This is a genomic window from Streptomyces sp. NPDC050145, assembly GCF_044460245.1.
Taxonomy (GTDB): Bacteria; Actinomycetota; Actinomycetes; order Streptomycetales; family Streptomycetaceae; genus Streptomyces.
In genome coordinates this window covers 186271-205686 of the sequence record NZ_JBITJS010000016.1, presented here as the reverse complement: position 1 = coordinate 205686, position 19416 = coordinate 186271, and the positions used below count along the sequence as shown (strand labels likewise).

20 protein-coding genes are annotated in these 19416 nt (G+C 69.0%); 6 read left to right on the top strand and 14 right to left on the bottom strand.

The genetic code is table 11. The annotated features are described in order from the left end of the window. Positions 1 to 71: 71 nt before the first annotated feature. Entirely contained in the window at positions 72 to 359 is a 288-nt protein-coding gene (rpsO, locus tag ACIBTU_RS29700; protein ID WP_399129604.1) for a 30S ribosomal protein S15, read from the bottom strand. Positions 360 to 542: 183 nt separating this feature from the next. Beyond that, positions 543 to 2060 (bottom strand): type VII secretion integral membrane protein EccD, encoded by a 1518-nt coding sequence (gene eccD, locus ACIBTU_RS29695; protein WP_399129625.1) that lies wholly within the window; start codon positions 2058 to 2060, stop codon positions 543 to 545. Between the two features lie 305 nt (positions 2061 to 2365). On the opposite strand from eccD, the gene eccCa reads away from it, so the two are divergent. Both eccCa and ACIBTU_RS29685 read left to right on the top strand, forming a co-directional pair. After that, complete coding sequence (gene eccCa / locus ACIBTU_RS29690; RefSeq protein ID WP_399129603.1) at positions 2366 to 6340, top strand: type VII secretion protein EccCa; 3975 nt, start codon at positions 2366 to 2368, stop codon at positions 6338 to 6340. Between the two features lie 164 nt (positions 6341 to 6504). Continuing rightward, positions 6505 to 6849: a DUF397 domain-containing protein gene (locus ACIBTU_RS29685; protein ID WP_399129602.1), complete on the top strand. Its 345-nt coding sequence runs from the start codon at positions 6505 to 6507 to the stop codon at positions 6847 to 6849. 541 nt (positions 6850 to 7390) lie between these two features. Here ACIBTU_RS29685 and ACIBTU_RS29680 read toward each other — a convergent pair. The 6 genes from ACIBTU_RS29680 to ACIBTU_RS29655 form a co-directional block, all read right to left on the bottom strand. Further along, positions 7391 to 8833: a PQQ-binding-like beta-propeller repeat protein gene (locus ACIBTU_RS29680; RefSeq protein ID WP_399129624.1), complete on the bottom strand. Its 1443-nt coding sequence runs from the start codon at positions 8831 to 8833 to the stop codon at positions 7391 to 7393. 145 nt (positions 8834 to 8978) lie between these two features. Next, positions 8979 to 9278 (bottom strand): WXG100 family type VII secretion target, encoded by a 300-nt coding sequence (locus ACIBTU_RS29675; RefSeq protein ID WP_399129600.1) that lies wholly within the window; start codon positions 9276 to 9278, stop codon positions 8979 to 8981. A gap of 65 nt (positions 9279 to 9343) precedes the next feature. Beyond that, positions 9344 to 9676, bottom strand: coding sequence for a WXG100 family type VII secretion target (locus ACIBTU_RS29670; RefSeq protein ID WP_399129599.1), 333 nt, complete (start codon positions 9674 to 9676; stop codon positions 9344 to 9346). 120 nt (positions 9677 to 9796) lie between these two features. Beyond that, the gene (locus ACIBTU_RS29665) at positions 9797 to 11020 is read right to left on the bottom strand and encodes a S8 family serine peptidase (RefSeq protein ID WP_399129623.1); all 1224 of its coding nucleotides are present in this window, start codon (positions 11018 to 11020) and stop codon (positions 9797 to 9799) included. Positions 11021 to 11113: 93 nt separating this feature from the next. Continuing rightward, positions 11114 to 12859, bottom strand: coding sequence for a hypothetical protein (locus ACIBTU_RS29660; protein WP_399129598.1), 1746 nt, complete (start codon positions 12857 to 12859; stop codon positions 11114 to 11116). A gap of 2 nt (positions 12860 to 12861) precedes the next feature. After that, positions 12862 to 13323 carry a hypothetical protein gene (locus tag ACIBTU_RS29655; protein ID WP_399129597.1) on the bottom strand — a complete coding sequence of 154 codons (462 nt, stop codon included), beginning with the start codon at positions 13321 to 13323 and terminating at the stop codon, positions 12862 to 12864. A 515-nt stretch (positions 13324 to 13838) separates the two neighbouring features. On the opposite strand from ACIBTU_RS29655, the gene ACIBTU_RS29650 reads away from it, so the two are divergent. Next, a complete protein-coding gene (locus ACIBTU_RS29650; protein ID WP_399129596.1) occupies positions 13839 to 14888 on the top strand; it encodes a phosphotransferase in 1050 nt (349 codons plus the stop codon). Here the strand turns inward: ACIBTU_RS29650 and ACIBTU_RS29645 are convergent. From ACIBTU_RS29645 to ACIBTU_RS29635, 3 genes are read right to left on the bottom strand one after another with little or no spacing between them, the layout of a single operon-like run. Further along, a complete protein-coding gene (locus ACIBTU_RS29645; RefSeq protein ID WP_399129595.1) occupies positions 14885 to 15235 on the bottom strand; it encodes a hypothetical protein in 351 nt (116 codons plus the stop codon). The genes ACIBTU_RS29650 and ACIBTU_RS29645 overlap by 4 nt on opposite strands. A gap of 27 nt (positions 15236 to 15262) precedes the next feature. Further along, positions 15263 to 16009 carry a hypothetical protein gene (locus ACIBTU_RS29640; RefSeq protein ID WP_399129594.1) on the bottom strand — a complete coding sequence of 249 codons (747 nt, stop codon included), beginning with the start codon at positions 16007 to 16009 and terminating at the stop codon, positions 15263 to 15265. 31 nt (positions 16010 to 16040) lie between these two features. Continuing rightward, positions 16041 to 16373 (bottom strand): type VII secretion target, encoded by a 333-nt coding sequence (locus ACIBTU_RS29635; protein ID WP_399129593.1) that lies wholly within the window; start codon positions 16371 to 16373, stop codon positions 16041 to 16043. 188 nt (positions 16374 to 16561) lie between these two features. On the opposite strand from ACIBTU_RS29635, the gene ACIBTU_RS29630 reads away from it, so the two are divergent. After that, on the top strand, positions 16562 to 16936 hold the full coding sequence (locus ACIBTU_RS29630) for a hypothetical protein (protein ID WP_399129591.1): 375 nt from the start codon (positions 16562 to 16564) through the stop codon (positions 16934 to 16936). A gap of 18 nt (positions 16937 to 16954) precedes the next feature. Here the strand turns inward: ACIBTU_RS29630 and ACIBTU_RS29625 are convergent, their stop codons facing one another. The 3 genes from ACIBTU_RS29625 to ACIBTU_RS29615 form a co-directional block, all read right to left on the bottom strand. Then, positions 16955 to 17317: a hypothetical protein gene (locus tag ACIBTU_RS29625; protein WP_399129590.1), complete on the bottom strand. Its 363-nt coding sequence runs from the start codon at positions 17315 to 17317 to the stop codon at positions 16955 to 16957. Between the two features lie 24 nt (positions 17318 to 17341). After that, positions 17342 to 18088 (bottom strand): hypothetical protein, encoded by a 747-nt coding sequence (locus ACIBTU_RS29620; protein ID WP_399129589.1) that lies wholly within the window; start codon positions 18086 to 18088, stop codon positions 17342 to 17344. 61 nt (positions 18089 to 18149) lie between these two features. Further along, positions 18150 to 18470, bottom strand: coding sequence for a hypothetical protein (locus ACIBTU_RS29615; RefSeq protein WP_399129588.1), 321 nt, complete (start codon positions 18468 to 18470; stop codon positions 18150 to 18152). 249 nt (positions 18471 to 18719) lie between these two features. Between ACIBTU_RS29615 and ACIBTU_RS29610 the strand changes: the two genes are divergently transcribed. Together ACIBTU_RS29610 and ACIBTU_RS29605 are read left to right on the top strand one after the other, a co-directional pair. Continuing rightward, complete coding sequence (locus ACIBTU_RS29610; RefSeq protein ID WP_399129587.1) at positions 18720 to 19100, top strand: hypothetical protein; 381 nt, start codon at positions 18720 to 18722, stop codon at positions 19098 to 19100. Between the two features lie 5 nt (positions 19101 to 19105). Next, entirely contained in the window at positions 19106 to 19408 is a 303-nt protein-coding gene (locus ACIBTU_RS29605) for a hypothetical protein (protein ID WP_399129586.1), read from the top strand. Positions 19409 to 19416 lie beyond the last annotated feature (8 nt).

Sequence of the window (19416 nt, the reverse complement as noted above, 5' to 3'; positions counted from 1 at the left end):
TGTGTGACAGTGCGCACGTACAGCAAAAGGGAGCGGCCCCCTCAACCGGGAACCGCTCCCCTTTCAGCGCCTTATCGGGCGCCGGCCGCACCGCGGCGGATGCCGAGGCGCTCGACCAGGACACGGAAGCGCGCGATGTCCTTCTTGGCCAGGTACTGCAGGAGGCGGCGACGCTGGCCGACCAGGATCAGCAGACCACGACGCGAGTGGTGGTCGTGCTTGTGCGTCTTGAGGTGCTCGGTCAGGTCCGAGATGCGGCGGGAGAGCATGGCCACCTGAACCTCGGGAGAGCCCGTGTCGCCCTCCTTCTGGCCGAACTCGGCGATGATCTGCTTCTTCGTAGCGGTGTCGAGAGCCACGCGTACTCCTCGTAGAGTCTTTTTTGCCGCCGAGTGCCCCTGGTCTGCATCTCAGGGGAGCTTCCGTAACTCGGAAGGCGGGGATCCGCTGGGCGCTGCTCCCAGCTGATGCCGGGGGCGCGTACACAAGCGGCCGTCACACAGCGTACCAGCCACCGGGAGCGCCCCCGACCGGGGTCCTCACTAGCTGGTCATGGCCCGCGCCGAGGCGTATACGTCGAAGACGGCCAGGGCCAGCGGGATCAGCGTGAGCAGGACGAACGTCTCGGCGATCTCCAGGAAGCGGCCCCAGAAGGGGGTGACTCCGCGACGCGGGGTGATGAGGCCGATCGAGGTCACCAGGGCGGTGGCCGCGCCGATCGCCGCGATGATCCACACGGTGCGGATGTCGAGGGCCGTGGTGTCGTTCTTGAAGATCGCGTCGCGCAGGTAGTCGACCGGCGGGTGCAGCGCGAGGCCGAGTCCCAGGAAGACGAGCGCGGCGAGACCGGCTGCGAGCGTGGCGCCCACCTGTGCGGTGTAGCGGAAGAGGTGCGCGCGCATCAGCATGGCGACACCCGTGGCGAGGGCGAGCAGCTGCCCCCATACGTTGCTGGAGAAGCCGAGGACGATCGACGCGCCCACGGAGACGAGCGCGCACCCGCCGACGAGGCCGACGAGGAGCTCGTGGCCGCGACGGGCCTGGGCGGCGACGCGCTCGGCGTCGACGGCCTCGTGGACACCCGACGGGTCGGCGGTCGTGTCGTAGCCGGCGCGGCCCGGGTTCGGCGGCTCGAAGCCGATGGGCAGCCGGGCGAAGCGCATGGAGAGGCCGGGCAGGAACGCGAGGGCGCTCACGGAGAGCGGCGCGCCGATGGCGGCCGTCTCGATCGGCTTCAGGTGCGTGAGGATCGCGATGAAGGTGGTGATCAGGCCGATCAGCGAGGCGAAGACGAACGCTACGAAGGGTCCGTCGCCGCCGGGCGAGACCAGAGTGAGCACCACGGAGGCGACCAGGACCGCCGCGCAGGCGAGCAGGAACTGGAGCCGGCCGATGCCCTGGCCCTCGGAGAGCGGGAGCAGTCCCGAGCCCGCGACCGCGATGTTCGGCAGGGCGCCGAGACCGAGGGCGACGGCCGAGCCGCGGTCGTCGTAGACCCGGCCCCGCACGCAGGCCAGGGTGATCAGCAGGACGCCGACGACGGCGGCCAGGATGCCCTGGAGGCTGTTCATGTCGTGGCGGATCTCGGAGTTCCACGCGACGAAGGCCATGAGGGCGGGCAGGATGCCGCCGGCCACGAGGCCCGCCGCGCGGGTGAGGTCGCCGCTCCACAGGGTGCGGTCCTTGGTGACGGCGGAGGCGACGGCCTCGGACACGTCGTCGTAGACCGCGGGCGGCAGCGACTCGGAGAACGGGCGCAGCGTGAGGAGCTCGCCGTCCAGGATGCGCTGCGACGCGAAGGAGCGGGCGCTGTCGAGGACCGTGCCGTCGCGGCGTACGAGGTGGTAGCCGACGGGCGCCCCCTCGGCCGGGCTCTGCTGGGAGAGCCGCAGGATCTCGGGGTACAGGTCGGCGACCGGCACGTCGTCGGGCAGTGCCACGTCGATGCGGCTGTCGGGCGCCACGATCGTGACGCGGCAGAAACCGAGGCCCGTACCCGCAGACGCGGGAGCTCCGGGACCCGCTGCGCCGGTCCGGCCGGTCGGCGCGGAGGCCGTCATGCTCACCTGCTGTTCCCCCTTGTTCGCGAAGACCTCTGTAAAGATCCTGTGTACGTTGGCCTGTGCTGCGGCGCAGGGCCGGTCAGACGGGCCGTTCCGCCCGGGCCGAGTGGGAACCACACGTTCCGAACCGCGTGCAATGCCCGATTTTCCTGGGCTCATTCGCAACTGCTCACACGTACCTCCGGCACCCTACCGCCCGCCGTTGTCAGTGGTTGTCAGTAGGATCGCGAACCGCGATCGACGTCCGCCTGACACGGGGCGGCGGACGGAAACGCTCGGTCCGGCAAGGGAATTGGTGCTAAGTGAGCCACATCGTCGTCAAGCGCCCACCTCGGGCACTGCCGTCCGAGGTGCCCACGGAAGAGGTGGTGCTGCAGCCTCCGCCGGAGCTTCCGCGGGGGCAGCAGGAGGGCGCCCTGATGCAGATCCTGCCCATGCTGGGCATGGGCGGCTCGGTGGTGTTCTTCTTCAACCCCAACTCACCGCCGTTCATGCGCATCATGGGCATGGTGATGGTGGCGTCGACCATCGCGATGGGCGTCGCGATGCTGGCCCGCTACCGCAAGGGCAACCAGGGACAGATGGCGGACATGCGCCGCGACTACCTGCGCTACCTGTCGCAGACGCGCCGTGACGCCCTCGGCACCGCCCGGAAGCAGCGCGACGCGCAGTACTACCTGCACCCTTCGCCGGAGCAACTGTGGGCACTGGTCGCCGAGGGCAGCCGGGTCTGGGAGCGCCGCACCGGTGACGAGGACTTCGGGCAGGTGCGCGTCGGGCTCGGCGCACAGGGCCTGGCCACTCCCCTGGTGCCGCCGCAGACCGCCCCGGTCGACGAGCTGGAGCCGCTGACCGCCGGCGCCATGCAGCGCTTCCTGGCGACGCACAGCACGCTCGAGGACCTGCCGATGGCGGTCTCGCTGCGCGCCTTCTACCACGTGTCCGTGAGCGGCGAGCCGGCCACCGTGCGCGGCACCGCGCGCGCCATGGCCGCCTCCCTGGCCTCGCTGCACTCCCCCGAGGACCTCGTCGTCGCGGTCGCCGCGGGGCGCGAGACGGTCGGCGAGTGGGAGTGGGCCAAGTGGCTGCCGCACTCCCAGGTGCCGGGCCAGGCGGACGGTGCGGGCAGCCGCCGGCTGATCACCACCGACCCGGTGGAGCTGGAGGAGCTGCTCACCGCGCGTCTGGAGGGCCGCCCGCGCTTCCACCCCGGTGGCGCCCCGGTCCCCGAGCAGCCGCACCTGGTGGTCGTCCTGGACGGCGTCTCCCTGCCGCCCACCTCGATCCTGGCCTCCCCCGAGGGCCTGCAGGGCGTCACGGTCCTCGAGGTCGTCCCCGGTGACCTCAGCGCCGGGCGCGGCGACCTGTCGATCGTCGTGCACCCGAAGATGCTGCGCCTGGAGTCGGCGCACGGCATGGTCTACGAGGGCACGCCCGACGTGCTGTCGTACGCGGGCGCCGAGGCGCTCGCCCGCCAGCTCGCGCCGCTGCGCATGGCGACCGGCGGCGACAGCGACGACGAGCCGCTGCTGGCCAACCTGGACTTCACCGATCTGATGAACCTGGGCGACGCCGCGACCGTCGACACCAAGCGCACCTGGCGCCCGCGCTCGCAGGCCGAGCGCCTGCGCGTGCCGATCGGTGTCGGCGACGACGGCCGGCCCGTGATGCTCGACCTCAAGGAGGCGGCGCAGGAGGGCATGGGCCCGCACGGTCTGTGCGTCGGCGCCACCGGTTCCGGCAAGTCGGAGCTGCTGCGCACCCTGGTGCTCGGTCTCGCCGTCACCCACTCCTCCGAGACGCTGAACTTCGTCCTCGCGGACTTCAAGGGTGGTGCCACGTTCGCCGGCATGGCCCAGATGCCGCACGTCGCGGCCGTCATCACGAACCTGGCGGACGACCTGACCCTCGTCGACCGTATGGGCGACTCGATCCGCGGTGAGCTCAACCGCCGCCAGGAGATGCTCCGCGACGCGGGCAACTACGCGAACATCCACGACTACGAGAAGGCGCGCGCGGCCGGTGCCCCGCTGCAGCCGATCCCCTCGCTCGTCCTGGTGATCGACGAGTTCTCCGAGCTGCTGACGGCGAAGCCGGACTTCATCGAGATGTTCGTCCAGATCGGCCGCATCGGCCGTTCGCTGGGCGTGCACCTGCTGCTCGCCTCGCAGCGCCTGGAGGAGGGCCGGCTGCGCGGCCTGGAGACGTACCTGTCGTACCGCATCGGTCTGCGGACGTTCTCGGCGGCCGAGTCCCGTGCCGCGCTGGGTGTCCCGGACGCGTACGAGCTGCCGAACGTGCCGGGTTCCGGCTTCCTGAAGTTCGGCACGGACGAGATGGTGCGCTTCAAGGCGGCGTACGTCTCCGGGGTGTACCGCACGGGTGCCGCGCGGGTCGCCACGCCCGGCGGGCCGCTTCCCGTGGATCGGCGCCCGGTGCTGTTCACCGCCGCGCAGGTGCCGGTGCAGTACATGCCGGTGCCGCAGCAGCGCGAGGAGGAGGTCCAGGCCCCGCGGGACGAGAAGGACGACGCGCTCGCCGACACCGTGCTCGACGTGATCGTGCGCCGGCTCGAGGCGCAGGGTCCGGCCGCGCACCAGGTGTGGCTGCCGCCGCTGGACAGCCCGCCGTCGCTCGACTCGCTGCTGCCCGGCCTCGCGCCCGTGCAGGGCCGCGGTCTCACCCAGCCCGGGTACGAGGGCGCCGGCCGCCTGATCATCCCCGTCGGTCTCGTCGACAAGCCGTACGAGCAGCGGCGCGACCCGCTGTGGGTGGACTTCGGCGGCGCGGCCGGTCACATGCAGATCCTGGGTGGTCCGCAGTCCGGCAAGTCGACGCTGCTGCGCTCGATCGTGGCGTCGTTCGCGCTGACGCACACACCGCAGGAAGTCCAGTTCTACGGGCTCGACTTCGGTGGTGGCGGTCTCGCGGCCGTCGAGGGGCTGCCGCACGTGGGTGGCGTGGCCTCGCGTCTGGACCCCGAGAAGGTGCGCCGTACGGCGGCCGAGGTGTACGGCGTGCTGACGCGCCGGGAGGAGTACTTCCGCACGGCGGGCATCGCGTCGATCGCCGACTTCCGCGCGCGCCGCGCGCGGGGCGACATCTCGATGACCGACCAGCCGTGGGGCGACGTGTTCCTGCTGATCGACGGCTGGGGCAACTTCCGCTCGGACTACGAGGCGTTGGAGCCGCTGGTCCTGGACATGGCGGCGCGCGGTCTCGGTTACGGCATCCATGTGGTCGTGACGGCGTCGCGGTCCATGGAGGTCCGGGCGAACATGAAGGACCACCTCATGAACCGCCTGGAGCTGCGGCTCGGCGACACGATGGACTCCGAGTTCGACCGCAAGGTCGCGGCCAACGTGCCGACGGGTGTTCCCGGTCGTGGCCAGACGCCGCAGAAGCAGCACTTCATGGCGGCGGTGCCGCGTATCGACGGCCTGTCGTCGGACACGGACCTGGCGGAGGCGACGACCGCTCTCTCCGCCGAGGTGACCCGGCACTGGACGGCACCGGGCGCGCCCGCGGTGCGGCTGCTGCCGCGCGAGTTCCCGGCGCGTCAGCTGCCGCCGGGCGACCGGTTCCCGGAGCGCGGCATCGCGTTCGCGCTGGACGAGGACAACCTCGAGCCGGTGTTCGTGGACTTCGAGCAGGACCCGTTCTTCCTGGTCTTCGGTGAGAGCGAGTCCGGCAAGTCGAACCTGCTGAAGCTGCTCATCCGGCAGCTGACGCAGCGCTACAGCGGCGACGCCTGCAAGCTGTTCGTCGTCGACAACCGGCGCTCGCTGCTCGATGTCACGCCGAAGTCGCACCTGGCCGAGTACATCCCGATGTCGAACCAGATGGCGCACCACATGGACGCCCTGGCCGACCTCATGCAGCGGCGCACGCCGACCGCGGACGTGACGGCGCAGCAGCTGCGCGACCGCAGCTGGTGGAGCGGTCCGACGGTCTACGTGGTCATCGACGACTACGACCTGGTGTCGACGTCGAGCGGCAACCCGCTGGCGGGCCTTACCGAGCTGCTGCCGTTCGCGCGTGACGTGGGCGTCCGCTTCATCATCGCCCGCTCGACGGCGGGCGCGGGGCGGGCCGGCTACGAGGCGTTCATGCAGCGCATCAAGGAGCTGGGCGCGCAGGGCGTGCTCCTGGCCGGTGACCCGGCCGAGGGCGATCTGCTCGGCGGTCTGCGGCCGCGGCCGATGCCGGCGGGCCGGGGCACGTTCGTGTCGCGCAAGCGGGGCAAGCCGCTGGTCCAGATCGGCCTGGACGACTGAGGCCGGCTCTGAGCCCTCTGTAGCACGTCACGTGGAGGGGCCGCAGGGAGATCTTCGTAGATCTCTCTGCGGCCCCTTCGCCGTACCCGCCGCAAGTAGGCTGGCCACAGCTGCGGTTCACGGCGAGCCGCGGTGGTTCGGACGTCCGGAAGGGGCCGCTCACCATGGCGGAGGCACAGGACCAGCAGGCGGCGCGGGACTCTCGGCAGCCCGAGACGCCGGAGCAGATCAAGGCCCGCAAGGAGCGCGAGAAGGACGAGCTGTACGCCCTCGACATCTCCGGCGCCGAGTGGCACAGCGCGCCCGGCACGGAGCAGCACGAGGAGCGCGTGGAGATCGCGTACCTGCCGGGCGGGGCGGTGGCGATGCGGTCTTCTCTGGAGCCGGGGACGGTGCTGCGGTACACGGAGGCGGAGTGGACGGCGTTCGTGCTGGGGGCGCGGGACGGGGAGTTTGATCTGGAGGCGGCGCCGGGGGCAGGTGCGGACGGTGCCGCTGCCGCTGAGTGAGCGGACGGCGGACCGTGCTGGGGTCCGAGGGCCCGGGGTCGGTCAGAACGCCTGCAGCTAGCCCGGGCCCAGCGGTGAGGCCACTTACTCCGGCGCCGATACGCTCGCGTCGAGCCCCGTCAGGCCGCGCCGCTCGGGCCCGCCCGGAGCGGCAGCCCGTACGGTGCCGAATCCAGTGAGGCGGGGGCCGTCGTGGGTGAGTAGTACGGCGGCCGGCGATACCCGGCGTGAGTCAGGCTCTGCCCGTGGACCACGGAGAGCGTCTCAGCGACGGCGAGCGCGCGGACGGTGCGTTCAGGGAGACGCCCAGGGCGGTGGGCAGCGGCAGCACGGGCACGTACGCGCAGGCAGGCCCCTTGCCCCGACCCGGCCAACTCGCCAGCCACCAGCACCCAACTCCCCAACGGGTATCGGGAGGGGAACCCCATCGTCACTGAGCCTCAGCTGCCGCCCTTACCCATACGCCATTAGAGCGCTCAGCGGAGTACATCAGCAGCGGACCTGCCACGACCGATCGCCTGTATGACGAGACATCATCGCCTCATCGAGCCGCACTGATGGCAAAAGCCAGCCACTGCACATCGGGGAGCTCCTTCTTGCCGCTCCCACGAAATTCCTGGTGCCCGAAGAAGATGCGTCCACGCTCAACAACAATCTCGGAGCCGTCGCCCCTGACGTCTGATGGAATGCCGAAATAGAAATATGTGCTCTGCTTACCTGTTCCCGGGTCGAGGCTGACCAGCGAGTTCGGAGCAAACGTGTCCGTTCCGCTCTTCAAGGCGAGCAAGCGATCACCGCTCATCCGAAGAGGGAGCAGCTGTTGGTCGGAGCCCGCGTCGAACTTCGCCCCAGTGCGTCCGCTCTTCAGGTCGAACGCGACCACCCAGTTAGTCGTGTTCCCGAGCTCTTCGCTCGCTTCTCCGCTTCTCACGAATACTTGGCTTTTCGAGACCACGGCTCCATCACACCGGTCTACACGGTCGGGGTTGCACTCCACGTTGTAGTGATCTCCCTCCATGCGAATATTCGCCCGCAGGGACCCTCGATCGTCCAAGGAGAGGAGGTTTGTCACAGCGAAGTCCCCGGCCTCCACCGCAACGACAGCTGGGTCGCTGGACAAGAAATAAGCGAACTTCACACCCGGAGCGACTTTGTAGGTCCACTCGAACTTGCCGGTCCGGGGGTCAACCTTGTGCACCAGGAAGTGGTCCTGCCGCTCCTTCTTTTCATAGCAGTCCTGCCGCAGGAGGAGCGCCCGACCGCCGGAGAAACCTCCGTCGCGGCATTTCTCAGTCTGTTGGCGCTTCCATAGAGTTTTGCCGTTCTCCATGTCTAGTGCCACCGAGCCTCGAGACCAGGAGGTGACGACGACACCGCGGGTCATCGTCATCGTCGTAGGCTCTTTGAAAACACCCTGAGTGACCGGAATCTCGGCTTGCCAGACCTTTTCGCCGGTGGCAACCCTGAACATCAGCACTTGATTACAGGGGTGATCGCCTTCCGGGTCTTTGAACGCCACGACCGTGCGGCCGTCATTGGTCACGTCCGGGGAGATCGCGCAGATATCACCGTCGAGCTGCTTCTTCCACGCATCCGATCCGTCGGCGATCTCTACCGCGACCAGGGTCGAAGCATTGCCCTTCACCAGAATCTTGTCCGTCGCCCACATCCCAGGCGCGGTCAGGATCTTCCCCGGGGCAAGCCCCTTCTCCATAACGGCACCTTCGACGTGCCCTGCGCTCGTGGAATTGGGCAGCTTCTCCACTGTCTCCCGGATGTCGTCCGGCGCAGTGGATTTGGCTCCCTGGCTTGCGACAGGGGGCTCGCTCCGCCCCTGACTCGGCCACAGGCTCCATGCGATCAAGCCCAGCACGACGACAGCCACCAAGATCGAAGCACTGGCGTAGAACGTCTTCCGTCGCGCACGCGCGTCAGCGACCTGCCGTGATTGCGTGAACGGCGAGGGCGGCGGCCCGAACGTCATCTTCTTCACCTTTCAGGCTCCACCTTCGTGGAGTCGCCGGACGCTTCGCGACCACGTCTCGGGACGTGTCACAAACGCAGTGCAGGGTGGACGCTTCCCGCGCGCGTCCACCCTGCAAAATCAACTGCTGAGGCACTCCCGCTACTTACTCGAAGTAGCTGGCGGCCTTCTTGTCGCCGTCCATGTAGGTACCGCCGGAGGTGCCGACGACGTGACCGATCTGGGTCAGCGCCGTGTGGATGTCACCGGCTTCCTTGTCCCACTTCTGCAGCTTGGTACCGAAGGTGCCCTGAGCGTCGCCGGCCCAGTACTCGTGGCTCTTCACCACGAGCTGCCGCAGCTCCGCCAGGTCAGCCTCGAGGGCCTTCGCCTCGTTACCGAGCTGCGTCGCAGCCTGGTCGAGTCCGTCGTAAGTTACGAGCAGCCCGTCACCGTTACCGGCCATGTCCTTCTACCTCGTCTCGCTCGTGATGCTGTTTCGACGTTGTGCGATGCCGCGTGCTCTGCAGCTCAGTAGCTGCTGAGCGAGGATGCGCCGTCCGTGACGGAGATCTTGTCCACCGAAGAGCGGACGTCGTCTTCCGTCGTGTCCTTGAGGTTGCGCGTCTTGGTCATCGCGTCGATGACATCGGCAAGGATCTTTCCGATGTTCTGCAGCGACTCGTTGATCTCGAACTGCTTCTTGTCGAAGGCGCTCTTACCGATGCCCTTCCACTGCCCCTCAAGGCTGTCGATGACGCCCTGCAGGTTGTGGACGCGCTTGCGGATGCCTTCGTACTTCTCCGACATCTGCTTCTGCAGCGAGATTACTTGCTGGTCTTCGAGCTTCTGCTGGTTGGCCATGCCCGCTCCTGCCCTTCTTGGTTTGCCGCTACTTGCTATTGCTGTGACTCAGCCTTCTTCAGGCCGAGCCGCTCCCCCGTGGTCCACCCAAGAAACGCAGGGACCCCACGGTTGAAAGTCCTATTGACCGCGTCGCGCCCGGAGGGCGGCGAAACCTCCGCCGCCGATCACGATGACTGCCGCGACCGCACCGAGCACAATCCACAACGTGTTGTTGCCGCTTGAGGATTCCGCTTCCGATCCTGCCGCCTCCGCCGGGACTTCTGAAGCCTTCTGCGTGGGCTGTGACGAGCCTGATGCAGAAGCGGAGGGCTTGGCGCCGTTCGACTTCTCGGTGGTCTTCGCGGGGCCGCCGTTCTCCTTGGACAACGGGTCCGCGTCGGCCGGGCCGGGGTTGTAGTCGGGGTTCTCCAGAACCACCCGCGGGCGGATGATGCCGTAGCCCAGGTACCTGCTCGGGTCGCTCTTCTTCCACTTGCGGCCGGCGGTGTCGATCAGCGAACGCAGGACCTGGTTCGCCGTCCAGTCGGGGTGGGCGGACCAGATCAGGGCCGCTGCGCCGGAGGCGACGGCCGTCGCCGAACTGGTGCCGCCGTCACGCATGCAGTACGCCTTGAACGACTGGTCACACCAGCCCGGGACGCTGATACCCGGAGCGGCCAGGTCCACGTAATTGCCGTACGAGGAAGTCTTCGAGACCGTGCCGCTCTGGTCGACGGAGCCCACACCGACCGCGTACGGGTACGCGGCCGGGTAGTCGATGTGCCCCGACCGCACACCCTCGTTACCGACGGCCACCATCATCAACTTGCCCTTGGAGGCCGCGTACTTGAGCGCCTCCTTAATGTCAGGGTCGATAAATTCCGAGCCGATGGACATGTTGAGGATCTTGGCGTCGGAGTCCGCAGCGGCACGGATCGCCACGGCCGGCTCCGCCGTCTTGGCCAGTTCGGCCTTGTCCTTGAGGTCCTTCATCTGGATCCGGTACGGGAGGATCTTCGCGTCGGGCGCGAGACCCTTCACGCCGCCGCCGGCACCCGTGCCGGCGATGAGCTCAGCCATCGAGGTGCCGTGGCCGCTGAAGTCCTGAGTCGTGTGGTACGAGACCGACTTGGCGACCTCGCCGGCCAGTACCTGTCCCTTGAGGGACGAGGTCTGCGAGTTCACACCCGAGTCGATGACCGCGACCTTGACGCCCTTGCCGGTGCTGACCTTCCACATCTGGTCGGCCTGCATCGCGTCCAGGTACCACTGCTCGGCCTGGGCGTCGAATGCCGATGCGTTGGGAGCGAACCCCACGCCCATGACAGCCAGCGCTCCGACGACCGCCCCGACCGAGCGCACACGTCTTGCCCCGCGCGCCCGGCCCATCGGGGAACGGTCGGCTCGTCGGCTGATCCCTGACTTCATGCTGCTGGCTGTCCTCGTCGCTCGGCGTCAGTTGACGACCGGCGGCACATCGCGCCGGTCCGCGGGCAGGTGGGTGTTCGGGTCCTCGACCACGTAGTCGGGACGCTCGGACGTCTCGGTCTCTTCTTCCTTCGGCTTGCGGTTCTTGCCGGCACCGCCGACCAGGCCCGCGCCGCCACGAGTCCCCGCCGCGTTACGACCGGCACCGCCGCGCGCGGGGCCGCCGGTCGTCGAACCCTGAGCGCCGAAGACGCCCCGCTGCCCGACACGGCTGGCCGTCGAGCGGCCGTTGGCACCGGCGCCCTCCGTGCCCATCACCGAACCACGCGGAATACGCGAACCGCCCTGGCTCGTCGTGCCCGCACGTCCCGTCGGAGTCTGGCGACCGCCGACGACACCGGTGGAGCGACCCACTTCCTTGGCACCGCCGGCACGCGGCGCGCTCGGCTTGGTGGTGGGACGCTGGGTCCCGCCGGTGATGGCGCGGCCGTTCTGCGACCCCTTGCCCGGGTTACCCGCGGCACGACCCGTCGAGGTCGAGCGACCCATCTCGGTACTACCGCCGCCACGCCCCGTGGAGCGCGGCTGCTGGGACGTGCCCGAGGGGCCGGTGGTACGGCCCTGGCCCGTCCGGTTCTGGCCCGGGCCCTGGCTCGTGAGGGGGTTACGCATACCGCCCGGACCGGTGTTGCGGCCGGTCGCGGTGGGCGGGAACTGCGGGACGTAGCCGGGACCCGAAGGGCCGGTCGGCCCGGGCATGTTGGGAACGTTCGTGGGACCGGTCGTCGTCGGAGGAGGCGTGTTGGTGGTCGGCCTCGGCAGCGTGTCGACGCTGTCGATCTCCGTGCCCACCGGACGGTCCGGAACGGTGATGCCGCCGTCCACGTCACCCGGAGGCACGGTCGGCTTGGTGGTCCCGTCGCTCCGAGGAGGCGTCGCCGTCAGGTCGTCCGGCACCCGACGCGTCCCACCGGTCTGGTCGCCGACGGAACCGGAGTCGCCGGTCCTGCCGCCGCCGTCGTCGCTCCAGCGACGACCGATGGTCGGCTGCGGCTTCGGCACCCCCACGTTCGGCATGGCCTCGAGCTTCGGCGGCGACTCCTGCAGCGTCTGGAGCTGCTCCGTCGACACCGCGTAGTACGAGGACAGGCGATTCATCTGGTTGATCGCCTCTTGGCGGTGCTTCTCGACCTTGACCGCCGCCGCGTACTTGTCGTTGCTGTCCACCTGCTTGGCCGCCGGGTAGTCGGACGGCTTCATCTTCTGCTCGTCCGCCGGGCGTTCGTCGCGGGGCGGCATGGCGCCGCGGACGGAGGACAGGCCCATCGAGGCGGCCGAGAGCTGGTCGCCCGCGGTGCCCGCGTACTTGCCGAGGTCCTCGGCGTACGTGACGAGCTTCGCGCCCCACTTGCGGAAGCTGTCGCCGGACTCACCGACCCAGTGGACCTTGGTGATGTGGCCGTCGAGCTCGGATGCGGCCTTCTTGATCGCGTCGCGTGCGTCCCACAGTGCCGATCCGGAGGTCTCGAGGTCCTCCGGGTTGGTCGCGTCGACCATGTCGAGCATCTGGTTCAGCGTGATGTCGGAGCGCTCGAAGTTGGACTTCCGGCCGTCGAGCGCCTGCCCGACGGGCGTCACGTCGATGACGGAGCGGAAGATCCCGTTGATCCAGTGGCCGCCCTTGTTGTTGTCCTCGACGTCGTGGGCGAAGTCGGTGAAGGTGTTCTGCTGAGAGACCCGCTCGCGGTCTGCGTCGTGCTTGTGGTCCGTCATGGTCAGAACCCACCGCCCTTCGTCGCGTCGTTGGTGCGCTTCGTGCCCTCTCGCTGCTCTTCCTGGGTCCGCTGGAGCTGGTCGACCTCGGTCTGGATCGCCCAGAAGCGCCGCCGCTGGTCCTCTTCCAGGTTGTCGAAGCCCCGGTGAGCGCCCTGCACGGCGATACCGATCGCCTCGATCTGCAGGTTGAGCGTCTTGGAGAGCGTGACAAGTTCGCTGTGCACCGCGTGGTACTGCGTGAACAGGTTCTCGGCCTCGGGGAATGCGAGCGCGCCCTCGTTGTGCAGCGACGACTTGTTGATCGTCTGCGCGCCCACCTTGTTCGGGTTTCCGGCGGACTCATCCAGGTCACTGAGCACCGTGTTGACGCGCTTCTGGAACGTCGTCAGCGCTTCGCTCGTGACCTCAAGGTTCGCCGCCCTCGTCGCCGAGGGCCCTCCCACCATGTCTGCTGGAAGCACGACGTCTTCCTCCCCGTTTCCCCGTAGGTCCGTCTCCAGTCGAGACGGGCCGTCCACCCGGACTGCCTCACCGCGCGATGGCAAAGTTGGTCACGCCATACAACGCCTTGACCACTGTAGTCACCCGGCACATCCACTCCAACCGAGCTTCTGCGATAACTCCGTCACGAGACGGCATCAAGACCGCCTACTTTCCGGGCCAATTCGGACAACTCCGCTCGCGTGCATCACCGCCGGGTCCGGGCAGGTGCGCAGATCCGGGGCCTTTCACGTGTGGGCGGCTTGAACCCTGGCGGCGTACCGGTGTGAATGTGGCCGGTCTCGTACGTATGAATTCAGACACGCGACAGAACTCGCCCCGGACTCTTCACGAAGCGTCCACAAATGCAATCGAGGCGGTCCGTTCACACGCGGCAGGTGCAAACACCGGCCTAATTCGCTCGGGCGGGGTGGGGGTCTGTGCGTACGCTGCGGGCCGGCGCTGACGGGCGCCGTTCCTATGCCCTGGAGGCACCGTGACGCCTGACCTGCCGCCGATCAGTGAAGCGCTGCGGGCAAAACTGGGGGCGCCCGTGGGGAGTGTGGTGCTGGAGAGCAGTCCGCGGTCACGGGTGTGGCGGGTCGAGCTCGGGTCGGGGGTGCCGGTCGTGGTCAAGCAGCTCGTCGCCGGGGCGGAGGCGGCGGACCGGTACGCGCGCGAGGTGGCCGCGCTGCGGATTGCCGGGCGGGCTCAAGTCCCGGTTGTGCCGAGGGTGTTGGGTGTGGAGGCCGAGCAGTTGCTTGTCGTGCTGGAGCATCTTGAGCATCGGCCGCCCGCCGAGGACTGGATCGTCGGGTACGCGGAGTCCCTGGCCGAGCTTCATGCCACCGCCCGCCCCTCGGACGCGGACGGTCCCCTCCCGCGCTGGTCGGCCCCCAGGGAGTCCGACATCGCCGCCTTTCTGCGCCTGGCCGAGGCGCTCGAGGTCCCGGCCGGGGACGAGGTCGCCGGTGAGCTCCGCGCTCTCGTCGAGCGGCTCGACCGTGCGCCGGGGACCGCCCTCCTTCACGGCGACCCCTGCCCCGGCAACGACCTGCACACGACCGAGGGCGTCCGGTTCATCGACTTCGAACAGGCCTCGCTGGGAAGCGGGTTGATGGAACTTGCCTATCTGCGGATCGGGTTTCCGACGTGCTGGTGCGTGACGCGGGCGTCGGATGCGCTGCTGGCGCGGGCGGAGGCGGCGTATCTGGCGGCCTGGCGCGACGCCACCGGGAGCGAACCGGCCGAGGACGTCGAGGGGGCGTTGGTCGACGCGTGTGCGGGGTGGGTGTTGCGGGGGGACGCGCTCGTGCAGCGGGCGGAGCGGGGGGTGAGCGACCAGTTGGCTCGGGTGTTGGACGAGGACTGGGACTGGGGGACCGTGACGGCGCGCCAGCGGCTGACCCACCGCCTCGGGGTGGTGGCCGAATACGCCTCGACGCAGGATGAGTTGAAGCAAGTGGCCGAACTCTGCGGCCGCATGCGCACCGCCGCACGCACCCGCTGGCCTCGCCTCCTCGCGGTCCCGACCCGGCGCCCCTAACACCCGCACCCCTCCCGCTCGCGGTCGATCTCGTCCTGCTGATCGTCCAGAAATCTCCGGGCCGCGGCCTCCTGGGCGGAGCGTTCACCGGACGCGCGGCGCTCGTACTCACGGAAGCCACACGCCACGCGCTCCCCGAGCGCCTCCGCGTAGGCAGGGATGCGTGCGGCTTCCCGCAGGCCGACTCTTCCGCCGAGAACCTCCCGGGCCATCTCACGCAGCGGATCGTCGGCCTCTCGTTCATCGGCCAGGCGCTGAAGGGATTTCCGCAGGGCGCGGGCTCTGGCGCGGTCGCCCGCGGTGACGGTCATGAGATCCGGGTCGCCGATGTGCACGTCCTCCGGCATGGGGTCCTCCTCGTGATCGGCTGGCGGTCAGACGCCGGGGGCCGGGTGGTCGTATGCGTTGACCTGAACGAACTCGGTCGTGATCTTGGCGATGGCCGCAGCGGATGTATCCAGGACGGCTGCCGCGGCCAGCACGATCCCCTGGGCCTTGCCCAGGACCTCCGTCGCCCTCGCCCACTGCTTGAGCAGGGACGCGATCTGGAGGCCTGCCAGGCCGTACCCGATCACGGCGCCCACGCCGGTCACAGAGAGTGCGGCTCCTGCGGCCATCTCCAGGGAGAGGATCAGCAGCTCGTCGGAGAGCGCCGAGAGACAGTCCTTCACCGCCTTGGCCGCGAAGTACGCGGCTTCGGCGGCCTTCTCGTAGGCACCCCGGAGCGTGTCGAACTCCGTCTCGATCGCGTCCAGCCTGGTCGACAGGTCATGGAAGTAGGTGAAGGCGGCATCGGCGGCATGGCCGTCCCAGGTGCGGTCCAGCGTCGTGTTGCCCGCGGTGATGTTCTCGGAAATCGCCCCTGTGGCCTTGCCGACCTGCCCCCAGACCTGGCCGCACCGCGAGTAGGCCTCCCAGTCCCCGGCGAGCCATTTCATCGCCTCGTCGAGCGGGTTGAAGCCGAACACCAGGTTGCAGGCCTCGGTCACCCAGTAACTCGGACTGGCGAGGTCGAGGCATTCGTTCGCCAGGTCCAGGGCGGGGCCCAGGGAGTACTCGGCCTTGCCGCTCGGCGGGTGCAGGAAGGACGTCGCGGCCACGACGTCGGGAAACTCGGCCATGTGTTGATTCCTCTGTTCTCTCCCGCCGTGCTCAACTGCACGTCGCCGCTGGACGCTCGACCACCGGATACGCGGCATCCAGGCGCGACGCGACCCGTCGGTCTGTCGCCTCGTAGTAGCGGGCGCTGCGGGTCAGTTCGACGCTCGCCGCGTCCAGTACCTGCCGGATCCGGGTGAGGGCGGCTTCGACCTGGGGGACGGTGGTGTGGTGCGAGGCCGCGACCAGACCGATCAGGCCCGTCTCCTCCAGGTCGACACCGGTGTAGCGGTCGCAGTGCCTGCGGAACTCGTGGGCGTCGTCCGCCGCACGCCCCACCTGCTTCGCGTAGCCCTTCAGGTCCCCCGGGACCACTTTCAAGGTCATCGTCAGATCTCCCTCCATGGCGGGCAAGGAGGTCATCATGAGGGCGTCGGTGCCGTGCCACGGATACGGACTGATGACTGAAGTGAGCTTTCTCTTCAGGCCAGTTGGGGTGAGTCCGGGCAAGATCATCCCCCGAACGAGGGAATGGGGAGCCGCGCCGACGCGACGCCGTGGTTAAGGTCGCCAACATGATCAGCAGAAGGGCTCTGCGGGAGTTCAACAAGGGCGCGATGGCCCAGCCGCGCGACGTCGAGGAGTCCTTCGAGGACACCTCCGCCTACGTCTGGCCCCGGCTCTTCCACCTCACGGCCGCGCTCGGCGTCGTGATCGGGCTTCTCGGGGCCGTCGAGCTCGTTCTCCTGGTCGCCGTCCGTCCCGGCGGGGGCGTCACGTGGATGCTGGGCTCGTCCGCGCTCGCCTTCGCGTTCGCGGGGGCCGTCGCGCGGCTCCTCGTGCTCGCCCGCCGCACCCGGCGCTGGCGCCACCTGGTGTGCGCCTTCGCGCTGTGCTTCGCCTGTACGGGCACGCTCATCGGGCTGAGCCGGCTGCTCGGCGCCGCCTGAGGGGCGCCGCGACGGGGCTCAGCGCCCGCGATTCCGCCGCTCCTCCGCGATCTCTGCCTTCTGCTCCGCCAGATACGCCCGCGCCGCCGCCTCCTGTTCGCGGCGTTCCTGGGGGGAGAGGCGTTCGTAGTCGCGGAAGCCCTGGGCCGTGCGTTCGCCGAGGGCTTCGGAGTAGGCGGGGACGCGCGCGGCTTCGCGCAGGCCGATGCGGCCGCTGAGGACCTCGCGGGCCATTTCGCGCAGGGGGTCGCCGGGGGCCAGGCCCTCGGAGAGCTTCTGCAGGGACTTGCGCAGCGAGCGGGCTCGGGCCTGGTCGCCGCGGGTGATGTCCATGAGGTCCGCGTCGCCGATCCGGCGCTCCTCGCGGTCGTCTGTGGCCACGGTGTTACTCCTGGGGAACGTGCGTCAGATCGAGGGGTCCGGGTGGTCGTACGTGCCGACCTCCGGGAAGGTGGAGAGGGAGCCGTAGAGGGTGGCGGCGATCGTCTCGATGATGCCGACGGCTCCGTTGACGATGGCCTGCGCGTTGCCGAAGGCCTCCGTGGCCTTGGCCCACAGGCGCAGCATGTTGGCGACCTCGAGGGCGGCGAGGCCGTAGCCGACCGCCGCGCCGATGCCCGTCCACGACAGCAGCGTGCCCGCCGAGATCTCGATCGCCGTGATGAGCAGGCCGTCGATGATGCCGCCGAGAAAGCCCTTGATGGCCTCCGCGGTGGAGTACGCGGCGTGCGACAGGTGGTCGTACTCGGTCTTGAGCTTGTCGAACTGGTCCTTGACCTCGTCGAGTTTGCCCGCGAGTTCGAAGAAGTACTTGTAGGCGGCGTCGCCGGCCCGGCCGTCCCAGGTGATGTCGAGCGTCTTGTTGCCCGCCTCGACGTTGTCGGAGACCGCGGCGACGGCCTTGCCGAACTGGTCCCAGACGTCACCGCACTTGGCGAACGACTCCCAGTCGCCCGCGAACCACTGCACGACCTCGTCCAGCGGGTTGTAGCCGAACACCGCGTTGTACGCCTCGGTCACCCAGTACGTGGGGCTCATGAGGTCGGCGCAGTCGTTGAAGGTGTCGAGGATCGGGCCCTGGGAGAACTCCTCCGGCGCCTTCGGTGCGTGCAGCAGCGACGTCGGTTCCTTGACGTCCGTGAAATCAGACATGGAGAGCTTCCCCCCTCGGTTTTCTCTACGGCTTTCGCTACGGCTTGCCCGTGGGCCCGGACTACTTGGGGCGCTTCACCAGCGGGTACGTGGCGTCGGCCTTCGCGGCGACCGCCCGGTCCGTCTTGATGTAGTACTTCGCGGACCTGCCCAGCTCGCCGTCGGCCGCCTTGAGGATGCTCTGCAGCTTGTTGAAGGCCGAGTTCACCTGCTGGACGGTGGCCGTGTGCGTCGTCAGGACGAGGTTGATGAGGCCCTCGTTCGAGACACCGACGGTGGTGTGCTGGTTGCAGTGGTTCTTGAACGCCACCGCGTCCTCCGCCGCGCGGCCGAGCTGGCGCGCGTAGCCCTCGAGATCCGAAGGTGTGACCTTCAGGTTCATGTGCACCTCATCCTCGTCCCCCACCGGGGTGCCGCCATGTGGGGAGGCACGCTACCCCAGCCCCTGGGGAATCCCCAGTTTGCGGAAGTGAGCGAGCACATAAGCTTCACAGACTTGCGCGCAGAGCTTTTCGAGCCGGGCGCTGTGGGGTGTTTTCGGCCGGGTTGGGGCACGGCCGGTGTGGCCGTTCCGTTATGTGATCTTGCGGGGCCCTACACGGCCCCGCGGGGACTGGGTAGGGTGCCGGTCGTGATGAACGACAAGCACGGGAACAAGGGTTTCAGCCGGGCCGGCACGCGACTGCCGGGCGATCCGGCCGCGCCCGGGTCGACGGAATCGCTGGCTCAGGTTGACGATCGCAATTGGCGCATCACGTTTCTGCTGACCGCCACGATCGCCGTGCTGGTCGCCGTCCGCGCGCTGCTGGTCGTCGGTCTGACCGTGGCGGGTGTCGGGTCCGGGTACCCCACGCCGGTCGTCGTGGCGTCCGTCGCGGTGCTCGTCGTCGTCGCGGTCACCGCGTGGCTGCTCGTCCGCGCGCGCCGGGACCGTCGCTGGCCGCCGCTCGCGACCGCGCTCGGCGTCTGCCTCGCCGGTCTGGTGGCCGTCGCCGTGGCCGGCCGGCTCTGAGGACGGTGGAGTTCCGCCGAAGCGACGGCAGGCCCTCCCCTGACGGCTCCGATGACGGCTCCGAGCAGGAGCGGCGCCGCCAGGGCTACCTGTTCATGGGGGCCCTCATGGCCGTAGGGATGCTCGCCGCCGCCGTGCAGCAGGCGCGAAAGGGCGACGGGCTGGAGGCGGCGCTCGCGGGCGCCGCCTGCCTCGTGTGTCTCGCCGCTGTGGAACTGAGCCGGCGCGGGCGGCTGAGGCTAGCCGCCGCCGTGTTCCTCACCGGCGTTCTCGCGTGCGGCCTGCCGGGGTACCTCGCCCAGATGTGAGCGGCCGG